This is a genomic window from Geobacter sulfurreducens PCA (assembly GCF_000007985.2).
GTDB classification, from domain to species: domain Bacteria; phylum Desulfobacterota; class Desulfuromonadia; order Geobacterales; family Geobacteraceae; genus Geobacter; species Geobacter sulfurreducens.
In genome coordinates this window covers 2246212-2268933 of sequence record NC_002939.5, presented here as the reverse complement: position 1 = coordinate 2268933, position 22722 = coordinate 2246212, and the positions used below count along the sequence as shown (strand labels likewise).

Below are 22722 nucleotides of genomic sequence, written 5' to 3'. Positions count from 1 at the left end.
TTACGCCGGGCCGTCATGCTTGCGGAACTCGAGAACGGGCCGGACTTCCATCTGCTCCACGCCCCAGATGTCGCGGGCGTACTCGGCGATGGTCCGATCGCTGGAAAACTTGCCCATGCCGGCACAGTTGAGGATCGCCCTGCGGGCCCACTCGTCCGGGTCCAGGTAGAGCCGGCTCACCTCTTCCTGGCAGGCCACGTAGGAGGCATAATCGGCCAGCAGCATGTAGTTGTCGCCCTGGTTGAGAAGGGCATCGACGACGGGGCGGAAGAGGTCCGGCGTGGCCGGCGAGAAGAAGCCTTCGGCAATCTGGTCCAGCACCCGTTTGAGCTCGGGAATCCGGTGGTAGTAATCCCTCGGGTCGTAGCCCCGCCGGCGCAGTTCATCGACTTCACCGGCGGTCATGCCGAAGATGAAGATGTTTTCGCGCCCAACTTCCTCCATGATTTCGATGTTGGCCCCGTCCAGAGTCCCGATGGTGAGAGCCCCGTTCAGGGCGAACTTCATGTTGCCGGTGCCCGACGCCTCGGTGCCGGCAGTGGAAATCTGTTCCGAAAGGTCCGAGGCAGGGAATATCTTCTCCGCCAGCGACACGCTGTAGTTGGCCAGGAACACCACCTTGAGACGGTCTCCCACGTCCGGGTCATTGTTGACCACGTCGCCGACCGCATTGATCAACCGGATGATGAGCTTGGCCAGGGCGTAGGCCGGTGCCGCCTTGCCGCTGAAAATGACGGTGCGGGGGACGAAGTCTCCCGCGGGGGCTGCCTTGATCCTGTTGTAGAGCGTGATGACGTGGAGCACGTTCAGCAATTGCCGCTTGTATTCGTGGATCCGCTTGACCTGACAGTCGAAGAGGGAGTCTACGTTCACCTGGAGTTCATTGTTCCGGAATATGTAGTCGGCCAGCCGCTTTTTGTTCTCCTGCTTCACCCGCTGCCAGGCATGAATGAAATCCCGGTCTTTCGCAAGGTCAGCGAGTTTGCGCAACTGGTCCAGATCGGTGATCCAGCCGTCGCCGATCGCGCGGCTGATTAGTCCCGCCTGCCCCGGGTTGGCGCTTTTCAGCCAGCGGCGCTGGGTGATGCCGTTGGTTTTGTTGTTGAACCGCTCGGGCCACATCTCGAAAAAGTCGGTAAATACCTTTTCCTTGAGGATTTCAGTGTGGAGCGCCGCCACGCCGTTCACCGAGTGACTGCCGACAATGGCCAGATGCGCCATGCGGATTTTGCGCTCCCAGTGCTCCTCCACCAGCGACATCCGCTCCAGACGGCCCGTGTCACCCGGGAAGTGTTGGCGGACCTGAGCCAGGAACCGGTCGTTGATTTCGTAGATGATCTGGAGGTGGCGGGGGAGAATCTGCTCCAGGAACCAGACCGGCCACTTTTCCAGGGCTTCGGGGAGGATGGTGTGGTTGGTGTAGGCAAAGGTCCGGGTGGTGATGTCCCACGCGGTATCCCAGTCGAGCCGTTCCCGGTCCATGAGCAGCCGCATCATCTCGGGAATGGCCAGGGAGGGGTGGGTGTCGTTCAACTGGATGGCCACCTTGTCGGGGATCAGGCGCAGGTCGCTGTGATTCTTGCGGAAACGGTAGATCACATCCTGGATGGTGGCCGAGGCGAGAAAATACTCCTGCTTGAAACGGAGTTCCTTGCCCTCGGGGATGTGGTCTGCCGGATAGAGCACCTTCGATATGTTCTCGGACAGCATCTTCTTTTCAACGGCCCGGATGTAGTTCCCCTCGTTAAAGAAGGTCAGGTCGAAGTCCCGCGAGGACTTGGCCGTCCACAGCCGCATGGTGTTCACTGAGTTAGTGCCGAAACCGGGGATCGGGGTGTCGTAGGCCATGGCCATGACATCCTCGGTGTCGATCCAGGCGAAGACGGTGTTCCCTTCAGCGTTCTTGCGTTCTACAACCCGGCCGTAGAACTTGACCGGGTGAAGGTGCTCCTGCCGGTCCAGCTCCCAGGGATTGCGGTAGCGGAGCCAGTTGTCCGGGTATTCCACCTGGGCCCCGTCCACGATATTCTGGCGGAAGATGCCGTACTCGTAGCGGATGCCGTAACCGTAGCCCGGAATCCCCATAGTGGCCATGGAGTCGAGGAAGCAGGCAGCGAGTCGGCCCAGGCCGCCGTTGCCGAGCCCTGCGTCCTGTTCCTGGTCGATGAGGACATCCAGATCGAAGCCGAGGGAGTTCATGGCGTCACGGAAATCGTCCAGCAGCCCCAGGTTTACGAGGCTGTTCTCCAGGGTCCGCCCCATGAGGAATTCCATTGAGAGATAGTAGATCCTCTTGGGGTCCTGATTGTAGTAGGCCTGCTGGGTGTCGAGCCATCGCTCCACCATCCGGTCGCGGACCGCATAGGCCAAGGCGTTGAAGATGTCATGCCGTGTCGCTGAGTATTTGTCCTTGCCGAGGGTGTACTCCAGGTGTTCCAGAAAAGACTTGATGATGAGCATCAGGGTGTCGAGTTCGGCGGACTGCTCGGAGGGGGGAAGCGTCTCGTCCATCATGGGGGCACCTTTCAATTGGGAAAACAAGCGGATAGCATAGGCAGGTCCAGGCGCTAAACGGCCGAATTTCCATTGGACATGCCACCTGATCTGTGTTAGTAAAATTCAAGTTTATACCATATCCGGAAGGCCGCACGAATGAAAAAAATCGCTATCTTCGCCAAGGTTCACGATCCCCGCTGCCAGGGCGTGGCGAGCGAGCTGATCGCCTGGCTGGAGGCGCGGGGACTGATTCCGCTGGTGGAGGCCCATTTGGCGCGCCACTTGGGGGGGCGGCAGGGCATCGTCCCCGAGGACATTCCCGTGCTGGCCGATATGGCGGTGGTCCTCGGCGGCGACGGGACCCTCATTTCCGCGGCGCGGCTCATCGGGTCCCGCCAGATTCCCATTCTCGGCGTCAACCTGGGCAGTCTCGGCTTTCTGACCGAGATCACCCTGGACGAGCTCTATCCGGTGCTGGAATCCTGTCTCTCGGGCGATTTTCAGGTGACCGAGCGGATGATGCTTACCGTGTCCGTAGAGCGTAACGGCGAGGAGATCTGTTCCCACCGGGTTCTGAACGATGTGGTCATCAACAAGGGAGCCCTTGCCAGGATCATCGACATGGAGACGGAGGTGAGCGGCATCCGGCTCACCACCTACAAGGCCGACGGCCTCATTATTTCAACTCCCACGGGTTCCACCGGCTACAGCCTTTCGGCCAACGGACCCATCGTTCATCCGTCACTGGAGTGCATCACGATCACCCCCATCTGTCCCCACACCCTCACCAACCGTCCCATCGTGCTCGAGTCGAGTTCAGGAGTAACCGTCTGGCTCCGCTCCAAGGACGAGGATGTCTACCTGACGCTGGACGGCCAGGTGGGGATGGAGCTGAAATGCGGCGACGCGGTGCATGTGCGCCGGGCGGCCCACAGGACCCGGCTCGTCATGTCCCGCAGCCGCAACTACTTCGAGGTACTCCGGACCAAGCTCAAGTGGGGGGAGCGGTAGTGCTGACCGATCTCTCCATCAGGAACCTCGCCATCATCGATTCCCTTCATGTTTCCTTCGACCGGGGGCTCACCGTCCTTACGGGCGAGACCGGCGCGGGCAAATCGATCATCATCGATGCCGTGAACCTTATTATGGGGGGGCGCGCCTCGGCTGAGCTGGTCCGGACCGGCGAGGAAGAGGCAACGGTAGAAGCTCTTTTTTCCCTGCCGACCGATGCGCCACTCGGGCAGCGGCTGGCGGCGATGGGACTCGATTGCGACGGCGAGCTGCTGGTGAAGCGGGTCGTGTCACGGTCGGGACGCAATCGGGTCTTCATCGGCGGCGGTCTCTCCACCCTGGCAATGCTGTCGGATATCTCCCGCGAACTCGTCAATATTTACGGCCAGCACGAGTCCCAGACCCTGCTGCGGCCCGAGAACCACCTGAGGCTGCTGGACGGCTTCGCCGGCCTCGATTCCCTGCGGGCCGACTATGCGGCCATCTTCGACCGGTACCGGGAGACCGAAGCCCGGCTCAGGGAGCTGGACGAGGGTGAGCGGGAGGCTGCCCGGCGCCTGGACCTCTTGAGCTTCCAGGTGGAGGAGATCCACGCCGCAGCCCTGGCGCCGGGCGAGGAAGAGGCCCTGGCCGGGGAGCGGGAACTGCTCGTCAATGCCGAGCGGCTCAGCCGGGGGAGCGAAGAGGCCTATGAAGCCCTGTACGGCGACGAGTCTTCGGTTCTGCACCTGCTTGCCCGAGTGAAGGGTAGGGTTGCCGAAATATCCGGGGTTGATGCCTCACTGGCCCCGCTGTTGGACGTTGTGGAATCGGCGGCGGCTCAACTGGAGGATGCGGCCCTGACCCTGCGGGGCTACGGTGCGCGCATCGAGGCCGACCCGGCCCGACTGGAGGCGGTGGACGAGCGGCTCGATCTGATCCGGCGCCTGAAGAAGAAATACGCCCCCACCGTGGAAGAGATCATCGCCTATGGCGAGGAAGCGGCCCGGGAGATGGAACTGCTTCTCAACCGCGACCGGACCCGCAGCGATCTCGACCGGGAGCTGGAAACCCTGGCCGGCCGGGTGAGGGAAACGGGGCATGGTCTCTCGGCAAAGCGGCACGAAGCGGCAAAGCGGCTCAAGGCCGCCATGGAGCGGGAGATCCACGAGCTTGCAATGAAGCACGCCCTGTTCGACGTGGCGTTCGAGGAACTGCCCGAACCGCGCCAGACGGGGCTCGACAGCGTAACCTTCCTGTTTTCCCCGAATCCGGGGGAAGAACCGAAACCCCTGGCGCGGATTGCCTCCGGTGGGGAGCTTTCGCGACTCATGCTGGCCCTCAAGCAGGTCCACCCCGAGAGCGACGTGCCGACCCTCATTTTCGACGAGGTGGATACCGGCATTGGCGGCGCCACATCGGCCCTGGTGGGGGAGAAGCTCAAGCGGGTAAGCCGTGCCCAGCAGGTCCTCTGCATCACCCATCACCCCCAGGTTGCCGCCTTTGCCGATCGGCACTACAAGGTGGAAAAGCGGGTTGAAGGCGGACGGACCGCCACGGCGGTCACCCCTCTCGAAGGGGAGGACCGGGTCGCGGAAATGGCACGAATGCTCGGCGGAGTGACCATCACCGGCACCACCCTCGATCATGCCCGGGAGATGATCGAGGGCGCCCGCAGGGCTGCTGTCGGGGGCTGACACTCGCGCCGGCACCGTTATCTGGTACACTTATGCGGATATGTAATTTTCATGAGGAGCTAGGCAGATGCAAACCATTCCCATAGCCCTCGCCGCGCCGGACATGGTTTTGGCCCGGGAGGTGAAGCGGGCTGACAACCCACAGGGTCCACCGATCTGCGGCAAGGGAACCGTTATCACAGCGGCCCTGTTGGAGCGGCTGCGTAATCTCGGGGTGAAGACTCTCACCGTTGAGGGCAGGCCGGTTGAGCTCGAAGGTGAAAAGTCCCTCGACGACATGCTGGCCGATCTGGACCGGCGTTTCAGCAAAGTGGAGGGGAATCCGCTCATGCAGCGGCTCAAGGAACTGTTCCAGGCGGGCATCGTCCGCTCCGTGGAGGGTGGCGGTGAACGATAAGCGGACCGAGATTTTCGAGATCATCCGTGACACGAGCACGCTCCCGACGCTTCCCGGCATCGTGACACGGCTCCAGGCCCTGTCGGAAAACCGCAAGTCGACCATTCAGGAAATGGCGCAACTCGTCTCCTCTGACCAGATCCTGTCGGCGCGGGTGCTGCGTCTGGTGAACTCCCCCTCCTACGGGTTCTACCGGGTTTCCACCATTTCCAACGCCCTGATCCTCCTGGGCGTGAATGTCATCAAGAGTCTGGCGCTTAGCTCCTCCATCTTCGAAATCATGGAGAAGACCATCGTTGGGCTTTGGGAGCACTCCCTCGGCGCCGGCGTGGCTGCGAACATCATTGCCCGCCGCCTGAAGCTCCCCGAGGTGGAGGAAATCTCCACGGCAGCGCTTCTGCACGACATCGGCAAGGTGATCATCAAGGAGAAATGCCCCGAGGACTACGCCCGTGTCGCCATGCTCATGGAGAGGAAGGGACTGGCCATGCTGGACGCGGAGCGGGAGCTGCTGGGAACCGATCACGCGGAGGTGGGGGAGTGGCTCGTGCGGAGCTGGTACCTGCCGGACAAGCTGAGCGAGCCCGTGGCCTGTCACCACGACGTGGCACGCTCATCGACCCACCAGGTCAAGACCGCCGTGGTCCATCTGGCCGATGTGCTCGTGAAGGCCAGCGGCTTCGGTTTCAGCGGCGACGAGTATGTCCCCCAGATCCAGCCCGAGGCGTGGCAGAGGCTGGGCATGACCGAGGGCGACCTGGTTGCCATTGTGGAAGAGCTGGAGGACCGGCTGATCGAAACGAAGAACTTCAGTCTGGAGATACAGGCCGTCGATGAGATCTGACCTGAGAATAGCCATCGTTGCCAATGAAAAGCGGGGGGACGGCAATATCGAGCTCCGCCTCCAGAGTAAAGGGTATCAGGTGGTGACCCTGACGACCCCCTCCAGCGTCATGGGATTCATCTACTCGGATCCCCCCGACGTGATCCTCATGGATCTCTCCTCGCCCGACGAGGCGTTCCTGGGCATTATCAGGAGCCTCAAGGACGACTTTTTCTTCAGCACCATTCCGGTCATCGGCATGATGCCGGAGCCGGCGGCAGAGTTTTTCGACTGGGATGAGTATCCCCTGGATGATTTCGTTACCTTCCCCCTGAATTTCCGGGAGCTTTTTACCCGCATCGTTCTGTCGCTGCGGCGGCTGCGGCGGGTTTTCGACAACAATCCTCTCACCAGGCTGCCGGGCAACACCTCCATTCAGCGCGCCATCGAGCAGACGGTGGGCAAGCCCATGGCGGTCTGCTATGTGGACATCAACCACTTCAAGCAGTATAACGATGTCTACGGTTTCGCCCACGGCGACGAGGTCCTGAGGATGCTCGGCCGCATCATGTCCAACGCCGTGAAGGACGCAGGCGACGGCTTCGCGGGACACATCGGCGGGGACGATTTCGTCTTTATCGTCCCCTTCGACCAGGCCGAGGTGGTTGCCGGGCGGATCATCGCCAATTTCACTGCCGTGGTTTCGGAACTCTTCAACGAGGAGGAAAAGCGTAATGGCTTTTTCCTGGCCCACGACCGCAAGGGGAACGAGGAGAAGGTCCCCCTCATGGGGGTCGCCATCGCCATCGTTCCCACGGACTCTCCCAAAATCGGCCACTACGCCAAGGTGGCCGAGGTGGCGGCAGAGCTCAAGACCCTTGCCAAGCAATCCCACAAGAGCTGCTTTGTCGTCGACCGACGTAAGTACTGATCCGTTTTCCATCTTCATTCCATCACGCAAGGAGATACCGCGCCATGCTCCGCAAGGCCCAGATTGCCGACGTCAAGGATATACAGAAGCTTCTCACCCACTTCGCCAGCCGGGGCGATATGCTCTCCCGCTCACTGTCGGAGCTGTATGAGGCGATCCGCGATTTTTACGTCTGGGAGGAAAACGGTGTGGTGCTCGGCGCCGCCGCCCTCCATATCATGTGGGAAGACCTGGCAGAGATCCGGTCCGTGGCCGTGTCCGAGGATGCGGGGCGCAAGGGGATCGGTACCATGCTCGTGCAGGCCTGTATCGACGAGGCTAGGCAATTGGGGCTCAAGCGCGTATTCTGCCTCACCTACAAGCCCGATTTCTTCGGCAAGTTCGGTATGAGGATCGTGGACAAGTCGGAGTTGCCCCACAAGGTCTGGACCGACTGCATCAAGTGCGTCAAGTTCCCCGACTGCGATGAAATCGCGATGATTCTTGATCTCTGAGAGGTTTCCATGGATACCGCCGGCATGATCAGCGCCGTTCAAGAAATACTCGCCAACCGTTCCCTGGACGGATGGGAGATAACCGCCGCATCGTCGCACATTCTTTCTATCGAGGTGAAGGAACAAAAGGTCGATACCTTCAAGTGTTCCGCCCCGCTGGGGGTGAGCGTGCGCGTGCTGAAGAACGGCGGCATGGGGTTCTCCTTTTCCACAAGCATGGCACCGGAGGACTTGGCGCGCATGGTGGACAACGCCCTTGTGGGTGCCGAAAGCCAGACCCCGGACGCGGACCACGGTTTCCCCGACCCGCCGGCGGTATATCCCGATGTTCCGGGGCTGTTCGACGACGGGCTTGCTGCCGTGGCCGAAGAGGCAAAGATTGCCGTCGCACTCGACCTTGAGCGGCTTACCCTGGCGGCCGATCCGCGGGTGCGGAAGGTGCGGAAAGCCACCTATGGTGATTCCATGGTGGAGACTATGGTGGTCAATTCCCGGGGCGTCAGCTGCCGCTACCGGGGAACATCGGTGTCGGCCAGCGTGACGGCCGTTGCCGAGGAAAACGGTCAGTCCCAGATGGGGTGGGATTTCGATTTCTCATCCCGCTTCGACGGCATTTCGGTGGAGCGGATCGTTGCCGGCGCAGTTGCCAAGGCGACCGGCCTCCTGGGCGCCGCCACGGTGCCGACCATGCGCTGCCCCGCGGTGCTCGACACCTACGTGGCCACCGAGATCCTCGAAGTGCTGGCACCGGCATTCCTGGCCGAGAGCGTTCAAAAGGGCAAGTCGCTCCTGGCGGGCAAGCGGGGCGAGATGATCGTTGCGCCGCTGCTCACCATCCGGGACGACGGTACCCTGCCCGGCGGCATGGGAACCGCTCCCTTCGATGCGGAGGGCGTGCCCAAGCGGAATACGGTTCTGGTGCAAAACGGGCGGCTCGACAGCTATCTCTACGATACGCTCCGGGCGCGCAAGGAGGGGGTCGCCCCTACCGGAAACGCCATTCGCAGCGGCATCAAATCGCCGCCGCACATGGGGGTATCCAATCTCTTCATCGAGAACGGCACCGAAGCTCCCGAAGCGCTCCTGGCGGGAATCACGCGGGGAGTGCTGCTGACCGAGGTAATGGGGATGCATACCGCCAATACCATTTCGGGTGACTTCTCCGTGGGCGCAGCGGGCTTCCTGGTGGAGGACGGACGCGTGACCCGGCCGGTGAAGGGGATCGCCATTGCGGGCAACATCTTGGAGCTGTTCAGGGGGGTCGAGGCGGTGGGGAATGACCTGCGCTTCTACGGTACCGTGGGCTCGCCGTCGTTGCGGATTGCCGCCCTGGACGTGAGCGGGGAGTAAGTCCGGCCGCGCCATTTGCCGTATACCGAGGAAAAAGCACAAACAGCCGCCCGGCATGACCGGCGCGGCTGTTTTTCGTGGGGGACGTTCTGGTGCGTGGGTGGCCCGTTACATGTACACCATCACGCGGAGAGCGAACTTGCCGTCCAGACTCATGAAGGGAATGGTAACCCCCTTGCACTGGACGTTCATGCTGGAGCTGCCGCCCGACTGATCCTGCGACGTGCCCTCGGCAACGGTACGCAGCATGCCGGAGACGATGAGGGGGAGCCCAAGGGCCACATTGCCGTATTGTTCATGGTACTTGGTCTTGAATACCCCGGCGATGTTGTTGGTCAGTTCGCCGATGGCATCTCTGATGGACTCCTCGTCGGGTTCGTCGAGCATGAGCAGCTCCTTGGCGATCGTTACCGCTGCAGTGCTCTCCGCCGCCAGGATGATATAGCCCACCCTGTCGCCCGCAACACCGACGATACCGACCACGTCGGAATCGACGGGATCTACCTTCCGCTCAACCTTTCCCGCGAATATGTCGACGCTCAGGTAGTTTTTGAAGGTGTCCTGGGTGGCGGACATGATGGTGAACATGATTTCTTCGAAGGTGATTGCGGACATGGGCGTTCCCCTTGATCAGTGGTTTCTGAGTTTTCTCATCGCCCAGCAGCCGGAAAACTTTAACAATTTTTCCGGCTGTGCGGTCACGGACCCGTTACTTCACTAGGTCGGCCAGCACGAGCACCGTCCAGTAGGGGGACACCATGAGGATTGCGATGGAAGCGATGTAGGACGGCATGTAGTAGAGGCCGCTACGAAAGACCGTGCCGAGAGGGATGCCCGACATGCCGGATACCACGTAGCAGCAGATGCCGATGGGGGGCATGATGGACCCCATGGTGGTCACGATGGTGATCACCTGGCCGAACCAGATCGGGTCGTAGCCCAGTTGGGTCACCAGCGGGTAGAAGATGGGGAGCGACACCAGCAGGAACGCCAGGGCGTCCATGATACAGCCGCCGATGATGTAGCAGGCCAGGATGACCCAGAGGACCATCCAGCGGGGAAGATCCAGGGAGCTGATCCACTCGGCGGTTTCATAGGGGAGCCGCGTGATGGTCAGGAACTTGGCGAAGATGACCGCGCCGGCCACGATCATGAACACCATGCAGGAGATGCGCAGGGTGTCCACTAATGCCCCGGTCAGCTTCTTCCAGGTGAGCTTTCTGCGCAGACCGCAGATCACGAGAGCCAGGAAGCAGCTCACTGCCGCCGCCTCGGTGGCGGTCACCACGCCGGTGAACAGGGCGTACATGATGATGGCGAAGAGGATCAGGATATCGATGGCCTCGGGCAGGGCGGCAAACCGCTCCCCCCAGCCGCTTCTGGGCCCCTCGGGGCCCCAGTCCGGGTGGCGGCGGCAGATCCAGACTACGGTCAGGAGGATGAGGATCGTCAGGATGGCGCTGGGGATGACATTGCCGAAGAAGAGCTTGCCGATGGACTGGCCCGTGTAGAGCCCGTAGACCACCAGTACGATGCTGGGAGGGATCAGGACCCCCAGGGTCGCGCCGGCAGCCACGGAGCCGGCGTTGAGCAGCGGATGGTACTTGTATTCTTTCATGGCCGGAATCGCCACGGCGCTCATGGTGGCGGCGGTGGCGGTGTTGGAGCCGCTGATGGCCGAGAAGGCCGCCGATGCCAGGATCGTGGTCATGGCAAGGCCGCCGCGCTTGTGGCCGAACCACTTGTAGGTAGCGTGGTAGAGACTGTTGTTGTAGCCGGCGTAATGGACGATTTCCCCCACCAGAATGAACAGGGGAATGACCGTGAGGCCGTAGTTGGAAAAGCTGCCCCAGAGTTCGCTGCCGAGCATGGCCAGGGCCGCGTCCCAGGTGGTGACCGTGGCGATGCCGAGAAAACCGACCATCATGAGGGTGAAGGCTGCGGGAATCCGCAGTACGAACAGCATGAAAAACATGGCACAGATGCCGTAGACGCCGACAATGGGACCGCTCACTCCTCACTCTCCTTACCGCGCAATACCGTTTTCATGCAATCGATGAACAACACCCCGGCCAGAACGCCGAAGCCGGCAGCCACCACGTAGACAAAAGGGTAGTAGGTCAGCTTCAGCGTTTCGGATAACTCTCCCGACAGGCGGAGCTTGTCGCCCCAGACCCACACCTGCCAGGCGGCGATGCCGAACAGCCCGCAGGTGACGGCATAGTTCACCGCGTCGAGCAGCCGCTTGACCGGCGCCGGGAAACGTTCCGACAGGATATCGACCACGATGTGGTCCTTGCGGCGTTGGGTGTGCCCCAGGGCACCGGCAATGACGATGGCACCCAGGAAAGAGACGATCTCGTAGGTCCCGGCAAAGGGAGCCCGGCCGATTCGGGACGCCACGTTGCCGGTGGCCAGCAGTACGAGCGCCAGGAGCGCCACACCGCCGACGACCATGAATGCTTTGGAGAGGATGCCGAATAAACGTTCCATGTAGTTGGTCCGGGACCGGGACTGTGGACCGAAAAGGCATAAATGCGTTTACCGGTCCCAGGCCCCCGTATTCCTACCGCTTTTTCTTCGCCGGCGTCTCGTACTTCTTCCGGAATGCCTGCACGTCCGTCACGATCTGCTTGCCGTTGAGCCCCTGGGCGCTCACCTTTTTGACGTAGTCGTCCACCATGGGGGAGAGGAGTGCGTTGATCTGCTTCTGGTCGGCGGCCGGCAGGGTGAATACCTGATGCTGGTAGCCCTTCTTCGCCCAAGCGAGAGATTCCTGCACGTGGCGGTCGGCGTACTCGCCGGTCCATGCGGCCTGATCGCGGGAAAGGGTGTCCAGGGCATTCTTGACGTCGGCGGGGAGCGAATCCCACTTGGCCTTGTTCATGACCACCGCAAAGGAAACCACCGGCAGGTTGGCGATGGTCGCGTAGGGGGTGTAGCTGGCGAACTTGAGATCCTGGAGAATTTCAAGGGAAGAGATCATCCCCTTGACAATCCCTTTCTGGATCGCTTCGGGGGTTTCCGATTGTGGCATGGCCACCGGTACCGCCCCCAGGCGCTTGGCTACTTCGGCGCTTGTGCCAGCCACGCGGAGTTCCACTCCCTTCAGGTCGGCCAGGCGCCGTACCGGCGCCTTGGTCATGAAATTGGTGGGAGGACAGGTGAAGACCGTCAGTACTTTTACCTTTTCAAACTCCCTGGGCTTGTACTTTTCGATCAGGTCGTAGAGAACGAGGCTTGCCACCCTGGCGCTCGTGAAGCCCAGGGGAAGGTCCACCGCTTCGGACACAGGGAAGCGGCCCGGCTGGTAGCTCATGGCGAAGTTGCCGATATCGGCGATGCCGGAGGTAACCCCCTCGAACATGTTCTTGGCGTTGAGGAGCGTGCCGCCGGGAAAGGTCTTTACCTTCACCTTGCCGCCGGTTCGCTTTTCCACTTCTTTGGCCCAGCGCTCCATCTGGATGCAGGGGAAGGTAGCCGCGGGCGGGAAGTTGGCGTAGGTGAGGGTGATGGTCGACTGGGCGCGGGCGGTGCCGGCTGCGGGGACGAGCGATGCCGGCAGCAGCGCGAGGAGCATGAACAGGGTGAAGCGTTTCATTGTGCGACCTCCTGAGTGTGGAAGAAGTTTCGTGATATCGAACATTATTTTAATTAATGCGGTATGGAGGGATTGCTTTTGTATAAATAAATATCTCCGAAAATTCAAGTCGATTCACAATGCAACTGCCCCATTCGTCGAGAATATCGATTGACAAAAAAGGACCGACCGCGGAAAATCTATTAATTTTTCCCACGGAAGGAGCCATTTTCGGTGAGTGAACGGAAGCTGTTGCTCGGCAATGATGCCATGGCCCACGGCCTTGTGGAGAGCGGATGCAGTGTCGTCGCCTCGTATCCCGGCACGCCCGCCTCGGAGATCCTCTCCGGCGTGGCTCTCTGGCGGGAGCGTTACGGCGTACCCATGCATGTGGAGTGGGCCGTTAATGAGAAAGTTGCCTTCGAGATTGCCTACGCCGCCGCCCAGTCCGGTTTGCGGGCGGCCACGGCCATGAAGCAAGTGGGGCTCAATGTTGCCTCCGATCCGTTCATGAGTGCCGCCTACCTGGGAGTCACCGGCGGTTTCGTGGTCATCTCCGCCGACGACCCGGGGCCCCACTCGTCCCAGACCGAGCAGGACAGCCGCCTGACGGCCATGTCCGCCAAGGTGCCCGTTCTCGACCCCGATTCCCCCAACCAGGCCCGGGAGCTCATTGCCGCCGGCTTCGAACTGTCCGAGGCCTTCCGGGTGCCGGTCATGCTCCGGCCCACTACCCGCGTCTGCCACGCCAACCAGGACATCCTCCCCGGCCCGGTTGCTCCGTCCGAACGGACGGCCGCGTTTGTCAAGGATCCGACCCGTTGGGCCGCTACCCCGGTTTTTCGTCACAAGCTTCACTTGGAGTTGGAGGAGAAGCTGGCCGGCATTGCCGCCTGGGAGCCGACCGCCCCGCGGCTGCTCAATCCGGGGGTCTCTTCCGGTAAGGCATTGGTTGCCTCCGGCGTGGCAGCGGCCCACGCCCGCGAGGTGCTCGAGGACTTGGGACTCCGGGACGTTATTCCTCTCTGGCAGGTGGTACAGCCCTACCCCCTCCACACGGCGTTCGTGGAGCGGCTTCTGGCCGATTACGACGAGATCCTGGTACTGGAGGAGACCACCGGGGTCATGGAACTGCAACTGGCCGACCGTCACCGGGTGAAGGGAAAACGGTCGGGCTTCGTTCCCGAGGTGGGGGAGCTGTCCCCGGAACTGGTGGAGCGTCTGGTGGCCGCTTTTGCCGGCATTCCCGCCGCACCCTCCGTTGCGCCCCCCACGGGCGGCGGCCGCCGGCCGACCCTCTGTCCGGGCTGCCCCCACCGGGCCAGCTTCCATGCCATCAAACGGGCTGCTCCCAAGGGAATCTATCCTTCCGACATCGGCTGCTACACCCTCGGCCTCAACCTGGGAGGGGTCGACACGGTCCTCTGCATGGGGGCGGCGGTCTCCCAGGCGGCCGGCTTCTACCACGCCTACAAACTTTCCGGCCAGGTGCCCGACATCGTCGCCACCATCGGCGACTCCACCTTCTTCCACGCGGGAATCCCGCCGCTCATCGACGCAGTGGTGCAGGATGCGCGGTTCGTGCTCGTGATTCTGGACAATGCCACTACCGCCATGACCGGCAACCAGCCGACCCCGGCACTGGGGTGGGGCGCCGGAGGGGTCCCCACGGCGACGGTGGATATGGAGGGGCTGGTCAAGGCATGCGGCGTGCGCTTCTGCCGGTCGGGCGAGCCGGGCAACCTTCCCGCTTTTACCGCCCTGATGAAAGAAGCGGTGGCCTTTGCCCGGACCGACGGGCTTGCCGTGGTCATTGCCCGCCAGCCCTGCGTGGTTGACCGGACCTACACCGGCGAACGGCCGCCGAAGCGGGCGGTGCGGGTAAGCGATGCCTGCAACGGCTGCCGCTTCTGCACCACCCAGTTCGAGTGCCCGGCCCTGGTCTACGACGAAGAAACGAAGCGGGTGGTTGTCGATACCCTCGTCTGTTCCAAGTGCGGCGTCTGCGTCGATGTCTGTCCGCGGCTGGCCATCGAGGAGGTGGGAAAATGACCGGGGGAGAGCAACTGATCATCAGCGGGGTGGGGGGGCAGGGAATCCTGTTCGTCACCCGCATTCTGGCCGAGACCGCCATCCGCAACGGCATGCCGGTCATGACCTCCGAAACCCACGGCATGGCCCAGCGGGGCGGGGTGGTCATCTCCCACCTGAAGGCGGGCGAATTCTCAAGTCCCCTCGTGCGCCCCGGCAGGGCCGACGGCCTGCTGGCCATGAAGGAGGAGAACATTGCGCTCCACCGGCACTTCCTCCGCCCCGGCGGGTGGATCGTGGCCAATGCCTCCCGTGTCCCGGCCGGACTTGAGGGGCACCTGGTCCATGTAATCGACGCTGACGCCCTTGCCCTGGAGATCGGCTCCCCCCAGGCGGTGAACCTGATCCTCCTCGGCTTTGCCCTAGCCCGGCTGACCGATGCCGGCCTCTTCTGCTCCACTCACCAGGTGATTGCAACCATCGAGCGGCGGCTGGGTGAAAAGGGGGCGCTCCGGGCCGCATCTCTCAAGGCCCTGCGTCTCGGCATGGAGCGGGCGGAGGCTTGATTTTCCGGTAATCCTTTCCGATGGAGGTTGCATCCCCCTATGCTGACCCGCTTTCCCGCCCACTACTCATCTCCCGCGGAGCTTGAACGGCTCCAGCTCGACGGCCTGCGCTGGACCGTGAACCACGCCTGGCGCAACTCGCCCTTTTACCGCAGCCGGCTCGAACTGGCGGGCGTGACGCCCGACGACATCGCGAGCCTCGCGGATATTGCGAAGCTTCCCTTTACCTCTGCCGACGATCTGCGTGACGGCTATCCCTTCCCCCTTCGTGCGGCCTCCCATGAGCAGCTCGTCCGGATTCACTCATCCTCGGGGACAACAGGGAAGCGGAAAATCCTTTGCTACACCCAGAAAGATGTGGATGACTGGGCCGACATGTTTTGCCGTTGCTACGAGATGGCCGGCGTCACCCGTGAAGACCGGGTGCAGATCTGCGTCGGGTATGGCCTCTGGACCGCCGGAGCGGGTTTTCAGCTGGGATGCGAGCGGTACGGTGCCCTGGCAGTGCCCGTGGGGCCGGGAAACCTCGATATCCAGACCACTTTCCTGGTGGATCTCCAGTCGACGGTGGTCTGCTGCACCGCCTCCATGGGGCTGCTCCTGGCCGAAGAGGTCCAGCGGCGCAATCTGCGCGACAAGATCGCCGTGCGCAAGGTGATCCTCGGTGCCGAACGTTCAAGCGAGGCGATTCTTGCCAAGATCCGCGAATGCCTCGGTGCCGAATCGGTTCACGACATCACCGGCCTCACCGAGGTGTACGGTCCGGGCACGGGGCTTTCCTGCGGAGTGCCGGGCGCAGATGGCTCCATTCACTACTGGGCCGACTACTATCTCCTTGAAATCCTCGACCCGGAAACACTCCAGCCGGTGCAGCCAGGGGAGGTGGGGGAGATGGTCTTCACTACGCTCTGCAAGGAGGGGGGACCGCTCATCCGCTATCGCTCCCGGGATCTGACCCGCCTCGTGCCGGGCGATTGCCCCTGTGGCTGCGTTCTTCCCCGTCACGACCGGATACTCGGGCGTTCCGACGATGTGGTGATTTTCCGGGGGGTCAACATCTATCCCGGACAGATTGATGAGATTCTCGACCGGATCGACGGGCTCGGCAGTGAATTCCAGGTGGTTCTGGACCGGGGTGCCGATGGTCGCGACTACATGACCATCCGGGTGGAGCGGGCCGAAGATGCTGCGCCCACAGCGGATGCCCTCCTCAGCAAGGCGATCGTGTCGGGTGTGAAGCATTCCCTGATGGTCTCCTGCGAGGTGGATCTCCTCCCCTACGGCGAGCTCCCCCGATCCGAGCGCAAGACCCGCCGCATGTTCGACAACCGCGCCTACTGACCCGTAACCGAACCCGTCAAGCCGGTGGAGCGGGGCGGACACCGGTGCCCAGGTGCGCGGCCGGCCAGGCCGCAGGGAACAGCCTTGGCCGCTTTTGTCCGTCCCTCGGGGCCCTGTGCGCAACGTGCCGCGCGACACAACCGTTTCATGGGCCTGGCGCTGCGCCGTACGGATTCTATTGAGCATTTCCGGCTGTTGTGCTACCGTTTCCGCTTGCGTTTGACCATTACACGATTTCCCAGGAGACCCGGTTTATATGTTTGGAGCCATCATAAAGAAGATCGTCGGCAGCAAGAACGAGCGTGAACTCAAGCGCATGTGGCCGGTGGTGGAGAAGATCAACGGCCTTGAGTCACAGGTGGCGGGCCTGACCGACGATCAGCTCAGGGAGAAGACGTTCGAGTTCAAGGAGCGGATTGCCCGGGGCGAAAGTCTTGAGTCCCTGCTGCCCGAGGCCTTCGCCGTGTGCCGGGAAGGGGGCAAGCGGGCTCTCGGCATGCGTCACTTCGACGTGCAGCTTATCGGCGGCATGGTGCTCCACCAGGGGAAGATCGCCGAGATGAAGACCGGCGAGGGGAAGACACTGGTGGCGACCTTGCCGGCATACCTGAACGCCCTCACCGGCCGCGGGGTACACGTGGTCACGGTCAACGACTATCTGGCCCGGCGGGACTCCGAGTGGATGGGGCGTCTCTACCGCTTCCTGGGACTCACCGTGGGGGTCATCGTCCACGGCATCGATGATGACGAACGTCGCGCAGCTTACGCCGCGGACATCACCTACGGCACCAACAACGAGTTCGGCTTCGATTACCTGCGGGACAACATGAAGTTCGCCCTGGAGGATTACGTTCAACGCCCCTTCTTCTTCTCGATCGTGGACGAGGTGGACTCCATCCTCATCGACGAGGCCCGGACGCCCCTCATTATCTCCGGTCCCACCGAGGACTCCACCGACAAGTACTACATCATCGACCGGATCATCCCCCACCTGAAAAAGGGGGAGGTCAAAGAGGTGGAGGCGAACACCCTGTCGGGCAAGCGCAAGGTCTACACCGGCGACTTCACTGTCGACGAGAAGGCCCGCTCTTCCTCTCTCACCGAAGAAGGGGTCGCCAAGGTCGAGAAGCTGCTCAAGATCGACAACCTCTACGACCCCCGCCACATGGAGATCCTCCACCATGTGAACCAGGCGCTCCGGGCCCATGCCCTGTTCCGGCGCGACGTGGACTATGTGGTCAAGGACGGCGAGGTCATCATCGTCGACGAGTTCACCGGCCGCCTCATGCCGGGCCGCCGCTGGTCCGACGGACTCCACCAGGCCATCGAGGCCAAGGAAGGGGTGGAGATCGAGAACGAGAACCAGACGCTCGCCACCATCACCTTCCAGAACTATTTCCGCATGTACGAAAAGCTCTCCGGCATGACCGGCACCGCCGACACGGAAGCCGAGGAGTTTCACAAGATCTACAAGCTGGAAGTGACGGTCATCCCCACTAACCGTCCCCTGCTGCGCCCGGACTTCCCGGACGTCATCTACAAGACCGAGCGGGAGAAGTTCAACGCCGTCATTGAGGAAATCAAGGGGTGCCACGAGAAGGGGCAGCCCACCCTGGTGGGAACCATCTCCATCGAGAAATCCGAGGTACTGGCGGAGATCCTCAGGAAACAGGGGATTCCCCACAACGTGCTCAACGCCAAGCAGCACGAGCGGGAGGCCGAGATCGTGGCCCAGGCCGGCCGCAAGGGAATGGTGACCATCGCCACCAACATGGCGGGCCGCGGTACCGACATTCTGCTGGGCGGTAACCCCGAAGGTCTCGCCAAACAGTGGCGTCGGGCCAATCCCGATGCCCCAGAGGAAGAGTACGAAAAGGTGCTGGCCGAGTACCGCACCCTCTGCGCCAGGGAGCACGACGAAGTGGTGGCCCTGGGCGGTCTCCACATCATCGGCACCGAGCGCCACGAGTCCCGGCGGATCGATAACCAGCTCCGGGGCCGGTCGGGACGCCAGGGGGATCCGGGCTCATCCCGCTTCTATCTTTCTCTCGAGGACGACCTCCTGCGGATCTTCGGCTCAGAGCGGGTTTCCAAGATAATGGACTTCCTCAAGATCGAAGAGGGAGAGGCCATCACCCACGGCATGATCACCAAGGCCATCGAGAATGCCCAGAAGAAGGTGGAGGCCCACAACTTCGAGATTCGGAAGCACCTGATCGAGTACGACGATGTCATGAACAAGCAGCGCGAGGTGATCTATACCCAGCGTCGCGAGATCCTGGCCGGCCAGGACATCCGTCGTCACTTCACCCAGATGATGGACGATACCATTGAGGAAATCTCCTCCTTTGCCATAGAAAAGGTGTCGGCCCATGAATGGGACTGGCAGTCGATCGGCGAAGGGATTCTGAAGACCTACGGCTTCCAGATCGACATACCGCCCCAGACCATGGACCGGCTCTCCCCCGAGAGTTTCCGCACCCTGCTCAAGGAGAAGGTCCACGAGGCCTTTGATGCCAAGGTGGCGGCCTTTGGCGACGAACTGATGGACCACCTCATCAAGGTGATCATGCTCCAGACCATCGATGCCCAGTGGAAGGATCATCTCCTCTCCATCGACCACCTCAAGGAGGGGATCGGGCTGCGGGGCTACGGCCAGAAGGATCCGAAGCAGGAGTACAAGAAGGAAGCCTACCAGCTGTTCATGGACATGATGGCCCGCATCGCCGCCGAGACCGTGGAAAAGATATTCTGGGTCCAGATTGCCCACGAGGAAGATGTCGAACGGATGGAAGAGGAGCAGCAGAAGCAGGCCCGGAAAAAAATGGTTTTCAACCTGGTCGACGAGGATGAAACCTCGGAGCCGTCCAAGTCCAAGAAGCTTGCCGGGCGCAACGAGCCCTGCCCCTGCGGTAGCGGCAAGAAGTACAAGAAGTGCTGCGGAAAATGAGATAGCTTAGGAAGGCGCCGGGTTCTCAGGTTGTGGCGCTCTCATGAGGTTTCAGTTATGAATGTCAAGGGATTTCGGTTCTCGGCCGTTGAAGCGGCCATTAAGAAGCCGGGCCGTCTGGACTTGGCCCTCATCTGCTCGGACGCGCCCGCTGCAGTTGCCGCGGTTTACACCACCAACAAGGTGAAGGCAGCGCCGGTGCTTCTGGACATGGAGCGAACCACGAGCGGCACCTGCCGCGCGGTGGTGGTCAACAGCGGCAACGCCAATGCCTGCACCGGAGACCGGGGGATGGAGGACGCGCGGGAAACCACCAGCCTCGTGGCCGAACGGATTGGTGCATCTGAGCACGAGGTGCTCGTATGCTCTACCGGCGTGATCGGCGTGCCGCTCCCCATGGAGCGGATCAGGGGAGGGATTCCTTCCCTCGTGGCCGGGCTGGGTTCAGCGACCCTCGATCAGATCGCCGCGGCCATCATGACAACCGACACCTTCCCGAAACTGGAGGCGCGTACCGGGACTGCGGGAGGCGTCGGGTACACCATCGCCGGTATCGCCAAGGGCGCCGGCATGATCATGCCGAACATGGCCACCATGCTCGCCTTTGTCGTCACCGATGCCGCAGTGGACCCCCAGTGGCTCGACCGGGTTTTCCGCCGCGCCAACGATACCTCTTTCAATGCCATCACCGTGGACGGCGACATGTCCACCAACGATACCGCCATCATTATGGCCAACGGAGCAGCCGGCAACCCGGTTCTGTCCGAGGGGAGCGAGGGCGCCGCGGAATTTGCTGTTCTTTTGGAGGAGGTGCTCCTCTCTCTGGCCAAGCTGATCGTCAAGGATGGAGAAGGGGCCACCAAGTTTGTGGAAGTAACCGTGAAGGGTGCCCGCTCCGATGCCGACGCCAAGCGGGCCGCCATGGCCGTCGCCAATTCATGCCTGGTGAAGACCGCCTTTTTCGGGCAGGATGCCAACTGGGGGCGGATTTTCGCGGCGGTGGGCTACTCCGGCGCGGACGTGGAACCGGACCGTGCCGAGCTGTTTTTCGACGATGTCAGGATGGTACAGGGTGGTGTTTTCGCAGGCGGCGACGCTGAGGCGCGGGGTACCGGGGTATTGCGGAAGAAGGAGTTCACCGTTACTGTAGACCTGCATCTGGGCGACGGACGGGCAACGGTTTACACCTCGGACCTGTCCTACGACTACGTCAAGATCAACGCCGATTACCGTACCTGAGGAGCAGAGGGGTGTCGAACAACACCAAAAACAGGAGAGGGAGGTGGTGCGGATGCTGAGACTGGTCGTCCTGCTCGTTGCGCTAGTTGCGTGCGGCATGATCGTTGGCTCGCCCGTTCGGGCGGCCGATCTCAAGATCACCGAAATGGCGGTAACCACAAAGATCTCCCGCAACAACCCCATCGATGCGGTACGTCGAATCTCGCACCGGTCGGTGAAAGCCCTCTACTGCTTTACCCGGATCGTCAACCCCGGCGCCCAGGAAACGGTCATTCGCCATGTCTGGTACAAGGACGGCACAATGGCCAGCGAGCAGGAGCTTACGGTGAAGGGCGAGAAATGGCGTACCTGGAGCAAAAAACCCGTTGACGCCGAATCGGTTGGCTCCTGGCGCGTCGAGGCGGTGGATTCGACCGGGAAGGTTCTCAAGGCGGTGGAATTCAAGGTGCACTGATGGGGAGACCGTGTCTCCCCTTTTTTCTGTCCCCATAACCAAGGCCTGAATCTTGCTTGTTTAGTGGTGAGGACCCTGCTCTCCAGTGGCTCACCACGGTTCACGTTCGTTACAGAGTGACGGAATGTCTCCATGTTGTCCCGAAAGATACTTGTCATAGCCCTGATACTTTTCGGTTCGCTGACGGTTTTTGCCGGTGATTCACCGTATGCACCGCCGGCGGGCGGAGAAGCCATCGGGCGGTTGATGGAAAGGGCCATGCATGACGGTCTGGTAGCGGGCGGGATCGTGCTCGTGGGGAACCGTCACGGCACGATCTACGAGCACGTCTTCGGCAAGCAGTCGTCCCTGCCCGATTCCCCACCGGTAACATCTTCCACTATTTTCGACATCGCTTCCCTCACCAAGGTCATCGCAACGACCCCTGCAGTCATGAGGCTGGCGGAGGAGGGTCGACTCTCCTTGGTCGATCCCCTGGTACGCTGGTTCCCCGAATTTGCAGGACACGGCAAGGACGATGTCCTTGTGGTGCACCTGTTGACCCACACCTCCGGTCTCGACGATTTCTCCCTGTCATCTGCCGATCCCCTGCAAAGCGCCATCAGCGGGGTGGCCGCCCAGAAGTTGAAAGGCGAGCCGGGCAACCGGTTCAGGTATGCCGATATCAACTTCATCCTGCTGGGCGAGCTGGTCCGGCGCGTTACCGGCAGTACTCTTGACCGCTATGCGGCGGATGCCTTTCTCCGCCCCTTGGGCATGAAGGACACCGCATTCCTGCCCGGCCCCGCAATTGCTGAGCGGTGCGCCGCCACCCTGGACGGCTCGGGGGGCCCCCACTTCGGCACGGTGCAAGACCCCCTGGCGCGTCTCCTGGGAGGCGTTGCCGGACATGCGGGCCTCTTTGGTACGGCGAGCGATTTGGCACTCTTCTGCCGGATGATCCTCGGCGAAGGTGAGCTCAACGGCCGGCGCGTTCTGGAGGAGCGAACGGTGCGCCAGATGACGGCCCCCTATTTTTCCCGCGGGGGCAAGGTGACGCGGGGGCTCGGCTGGGACATGGCATCCCCGTTTTCATCGCCCCGGGGAGAGGGATTTTCCGAGGAATCGTTCGGCCACACCGGCTACTCGGGCGGATCGATCTGGATCGATCCGCGGACGGATACTTACGTGATCTTTCTCTCGGTCCGCCTTGATCATCGCCATACGAAGGCCTTCAGCCAGCTGCGGAGCGATCTGTCGACACTGGCCTTCCGGATGCTCTTTCCGGACCTTCGGGAGCTGGTGGAAACGGCATCCTACGGCCCTGTTACGAGCCGGTAAATAGCTTGACACCCTCAGGTCAGTATGGTAGCGTTTCCGCGATTGTTCGCGGGTTAACCGCAC

Annotated in this window: 19 protein-coding genes; 14 read left to right on the top strand and 5 right to left on the bottom strand. The window is 62.0% G+C overall.

The features are described 5' to 3' along the window. Entirely contained in the window at positions 1–2514 is a 2514-nt protein-coding gene (locus tag GS_RS10375) for a glycogen/starch/alpha-glucan phosphorylase (protein WP_010942708.1), read from the bottom strand. Positions 2515–2652: 138 nt separating this feature from the next. Here GS_RS10375 and GS_RS10370 point away from each other — a divergent pair, with 138 nt between their 5' ends. From GS_RS10370 to GS_RS10340, 7 genes are all read left to right on the top strand, one after another. Further along, positions 2653–3507 (top strand): NAD(+)/NADH kinase, encoded by an 855-nt coding sequence (locus GS_RS10370; RefSeq protein WP_010942707.1) that lies wholly within the window; start codon positions 2653–2655, stop codon positions 3505–3507. Continuing rightward, a complete protein-coding gene (gene recN / locus GS_RS10365; protein ID WP_010942706.1) occupies positions 3507–5183 on the top strand; it encodes a DNA repair protein RecN in 1677 nt (558 codons plus the stop codon). Before GS_RS10370 ends, recN begins: the two co-directional genes overlap by 1 nt. Before the next feature lie 67 nt (positions 5184–5250). After that, positions 5251–5580, top strand: coding sequence for a hypothetical protein (locus GS_RS10360; protein WP_010942705.1), 330 nt, complete (start codon positions 5251–5253; stop codon positions 5578–5580). Then, complete coding sequence (locus GS_RS10355) at positions 5570–6424, top strand: HDOD domain-containing protein (RefSeq protein WP_010942704.1); 855 nt, start codon at positions 5570–5572, stop codon at positions 6422–6424. The genes GS_RS10360 and GS_RS10355 overlap by 11 nt, the downstream gene beginning before the upstream one ends. Next, complete coding sequence (locus tag GS_RS10350) at positions 6414–7334, top strand: GGDEF domain-containing response regulator (protein ID WP_010942703.1); 921 nt, start codon at positions 6414–6416, stop codon at positions 7332–7334. The genes GS_RS10355 and GS_RS10350 overlap by 11 nt, the downstream gene beginning before the upstream one ends. A 44-nt stretch (positions 7335–7378) precedes the next feature. After that, positions 7379–7828, top strand: coding sequence for an N-acetyltransferase (locus GS_RS10345; protein WP_010942702.1), 450 nt, complete (start codon positions 7379–7381; stop codon positions 7826–7828). 9 nt (positions 7829–7837) lie between these two features. Further along, on the top strand, positions 7838–9178 hold the full coding sequence (locus tag GS_RS10340; RefSeq protein ID WP_010942701.1) for a TldD/PmbA family protein: 1341 nt from the start codon (positions 7838–7840) through the stop codon (positions 9176–9178). Positions 9179–9286: 108 nt separating this feature from the next. Here the strand turns inward: GS_RS10340 and GS_RS10335 are convergent, their stop codons facing one another. The 4 genes from GS_RS10335 to GS_RS10320 form a co-directional block, all read right to left on the bottom strand. Beyond that, a complete protein-coding gene (locus tag GS_RS10335; protein ID WP_010942700.1) occupies positions 9287–9793 on the bottom strand; it encodes a chemotaxis protein CheX in 507 nt (168 codons plus the stop codon). A gap of 94 nt (positions 9794–9887) precedes the next feature. Next, entirely contained in the window at positions 9888–11192 is a 1305-nt protein-coding gene (locus GS_RS10330; RefSeq protein ID WP_010942699.1) for a TRAP transporter large permease, read from the bottom strand. After that, positions 11189–11671 carry a TRAP transporter small permease gene (locus GS_RS10325; RefSeq protein WP_010942698.1) on the bottom strand — a complete coding sequence of 161 codons (483 nt, stop codon included), beginning with the start codon at positions 11669–11671 and terminating at the stop codon, positions 11189–11191. Before GS_RS10325 ends, GS_RS10330 begins: the two co-directional genes overlap by 4 nt. A 73-nt stretch (positions 11672–11744) precedes the next feature. Then, entirely contained in the window at positions 11745–12779 is a 1035-nt protein-coding gene (locus GS_RS10320; RefSeq protein ID WP_010942697.1) for a TRAP transporter substrate-binding protein, read from the bottom strand. 213 nt (positions 12780–12992) lie between these two features. Here GS_RS10320 and GS_RS10315 point away from each other — a divergent pair, with 213 nt between their 5' ends. The 7 genes from GS_RS10315 (at position 12993) to GS_RS10285 (ending at position 22659) form a co-directional block, all read left to right on the top strand. Then, positions 12993–14810: a thiamine pyrophosphate-dependent enzyme gene (locus tag GS_RS10315; protein WP_010942696.1), complete on the top strand. Its 1818-nt coding sequence runs from the start codon at positions 12993–12995 to the stop codon at positions 14808–14810. Further along, positions 14807–15355 carry an indolepyruvate oxidoreductase subunit beta gene (locus tag GS_RS10310; RefSeq protein WP_010942695.1) on the top strand — a complete coding sequence of 183 codons (549 nt, stop codon included), beginning with the start codon at positions 14807–14809 and terminating at the stop codon, positions 15353–15355. Before GS_RS10315 ends, GS_RS10310 begins: the two co-directional genes overlap by 4 nt. Before the next feature lie 39 nt (positions 15356–15394). After that, on the top strand, positions 15395–16696 hold the full coding sequence (locus tag GS_RS10305; protein WP_010942694.1) for a phenylacetate--CoA ligase: 1302 nt from the start codon (positions 15395–15397) through the stop codon (positions 16694–16696). Between the two features lie 256 nt (positions 16697–16952). Further along, a complete protein-coding gene (gene secA / locus GS_RS10300; protein WP_010942693.1) occupies positions 16953–19646 on the top strand; it encodes a preprotein translocase subunit SecA in 2694 nt (897 codons plus the stop codon). Between the two features lie 57 nt (positions 19647–19703). Next, positions 19704–20885, top strand: coding sequence for a bifunctional glutamate N-acetyltransferase/amino-acid acetyltransferase ArgJ (argJ, locus tag GS_RS10295; RefSeq protein ID WP_010942692.1), 1182 nt, complete (start codon positions 19704–19706; stop codon positions 20883–20885). Between the two features lie 52 nt (positions 20886–20937). Beyond that, positions 20938–21339: a DUF2914 domain-containing protein gene (locus GS_RS10290; protein WP_235044869.1), complete on the top strand. Its 402-nt coding sequence runs from the start codon at positions 20938–20940 to the stop codon at positions 21337–21339. A 132-nt stretch (positions 21340–21471) separates the two neighbouring features. Further along, on the top strand, positions 21472–22659 hold the full coding sequence (locus GS_RS10285) for a serine hydrolase domain-containing protein (protein ID WP_010942690.1): 1188 nt from the start codon (positions 21472–21474) through the stop codon (positions 22657–22659). Positions 22660–22722: the final 63 nt, after the last annotated feature.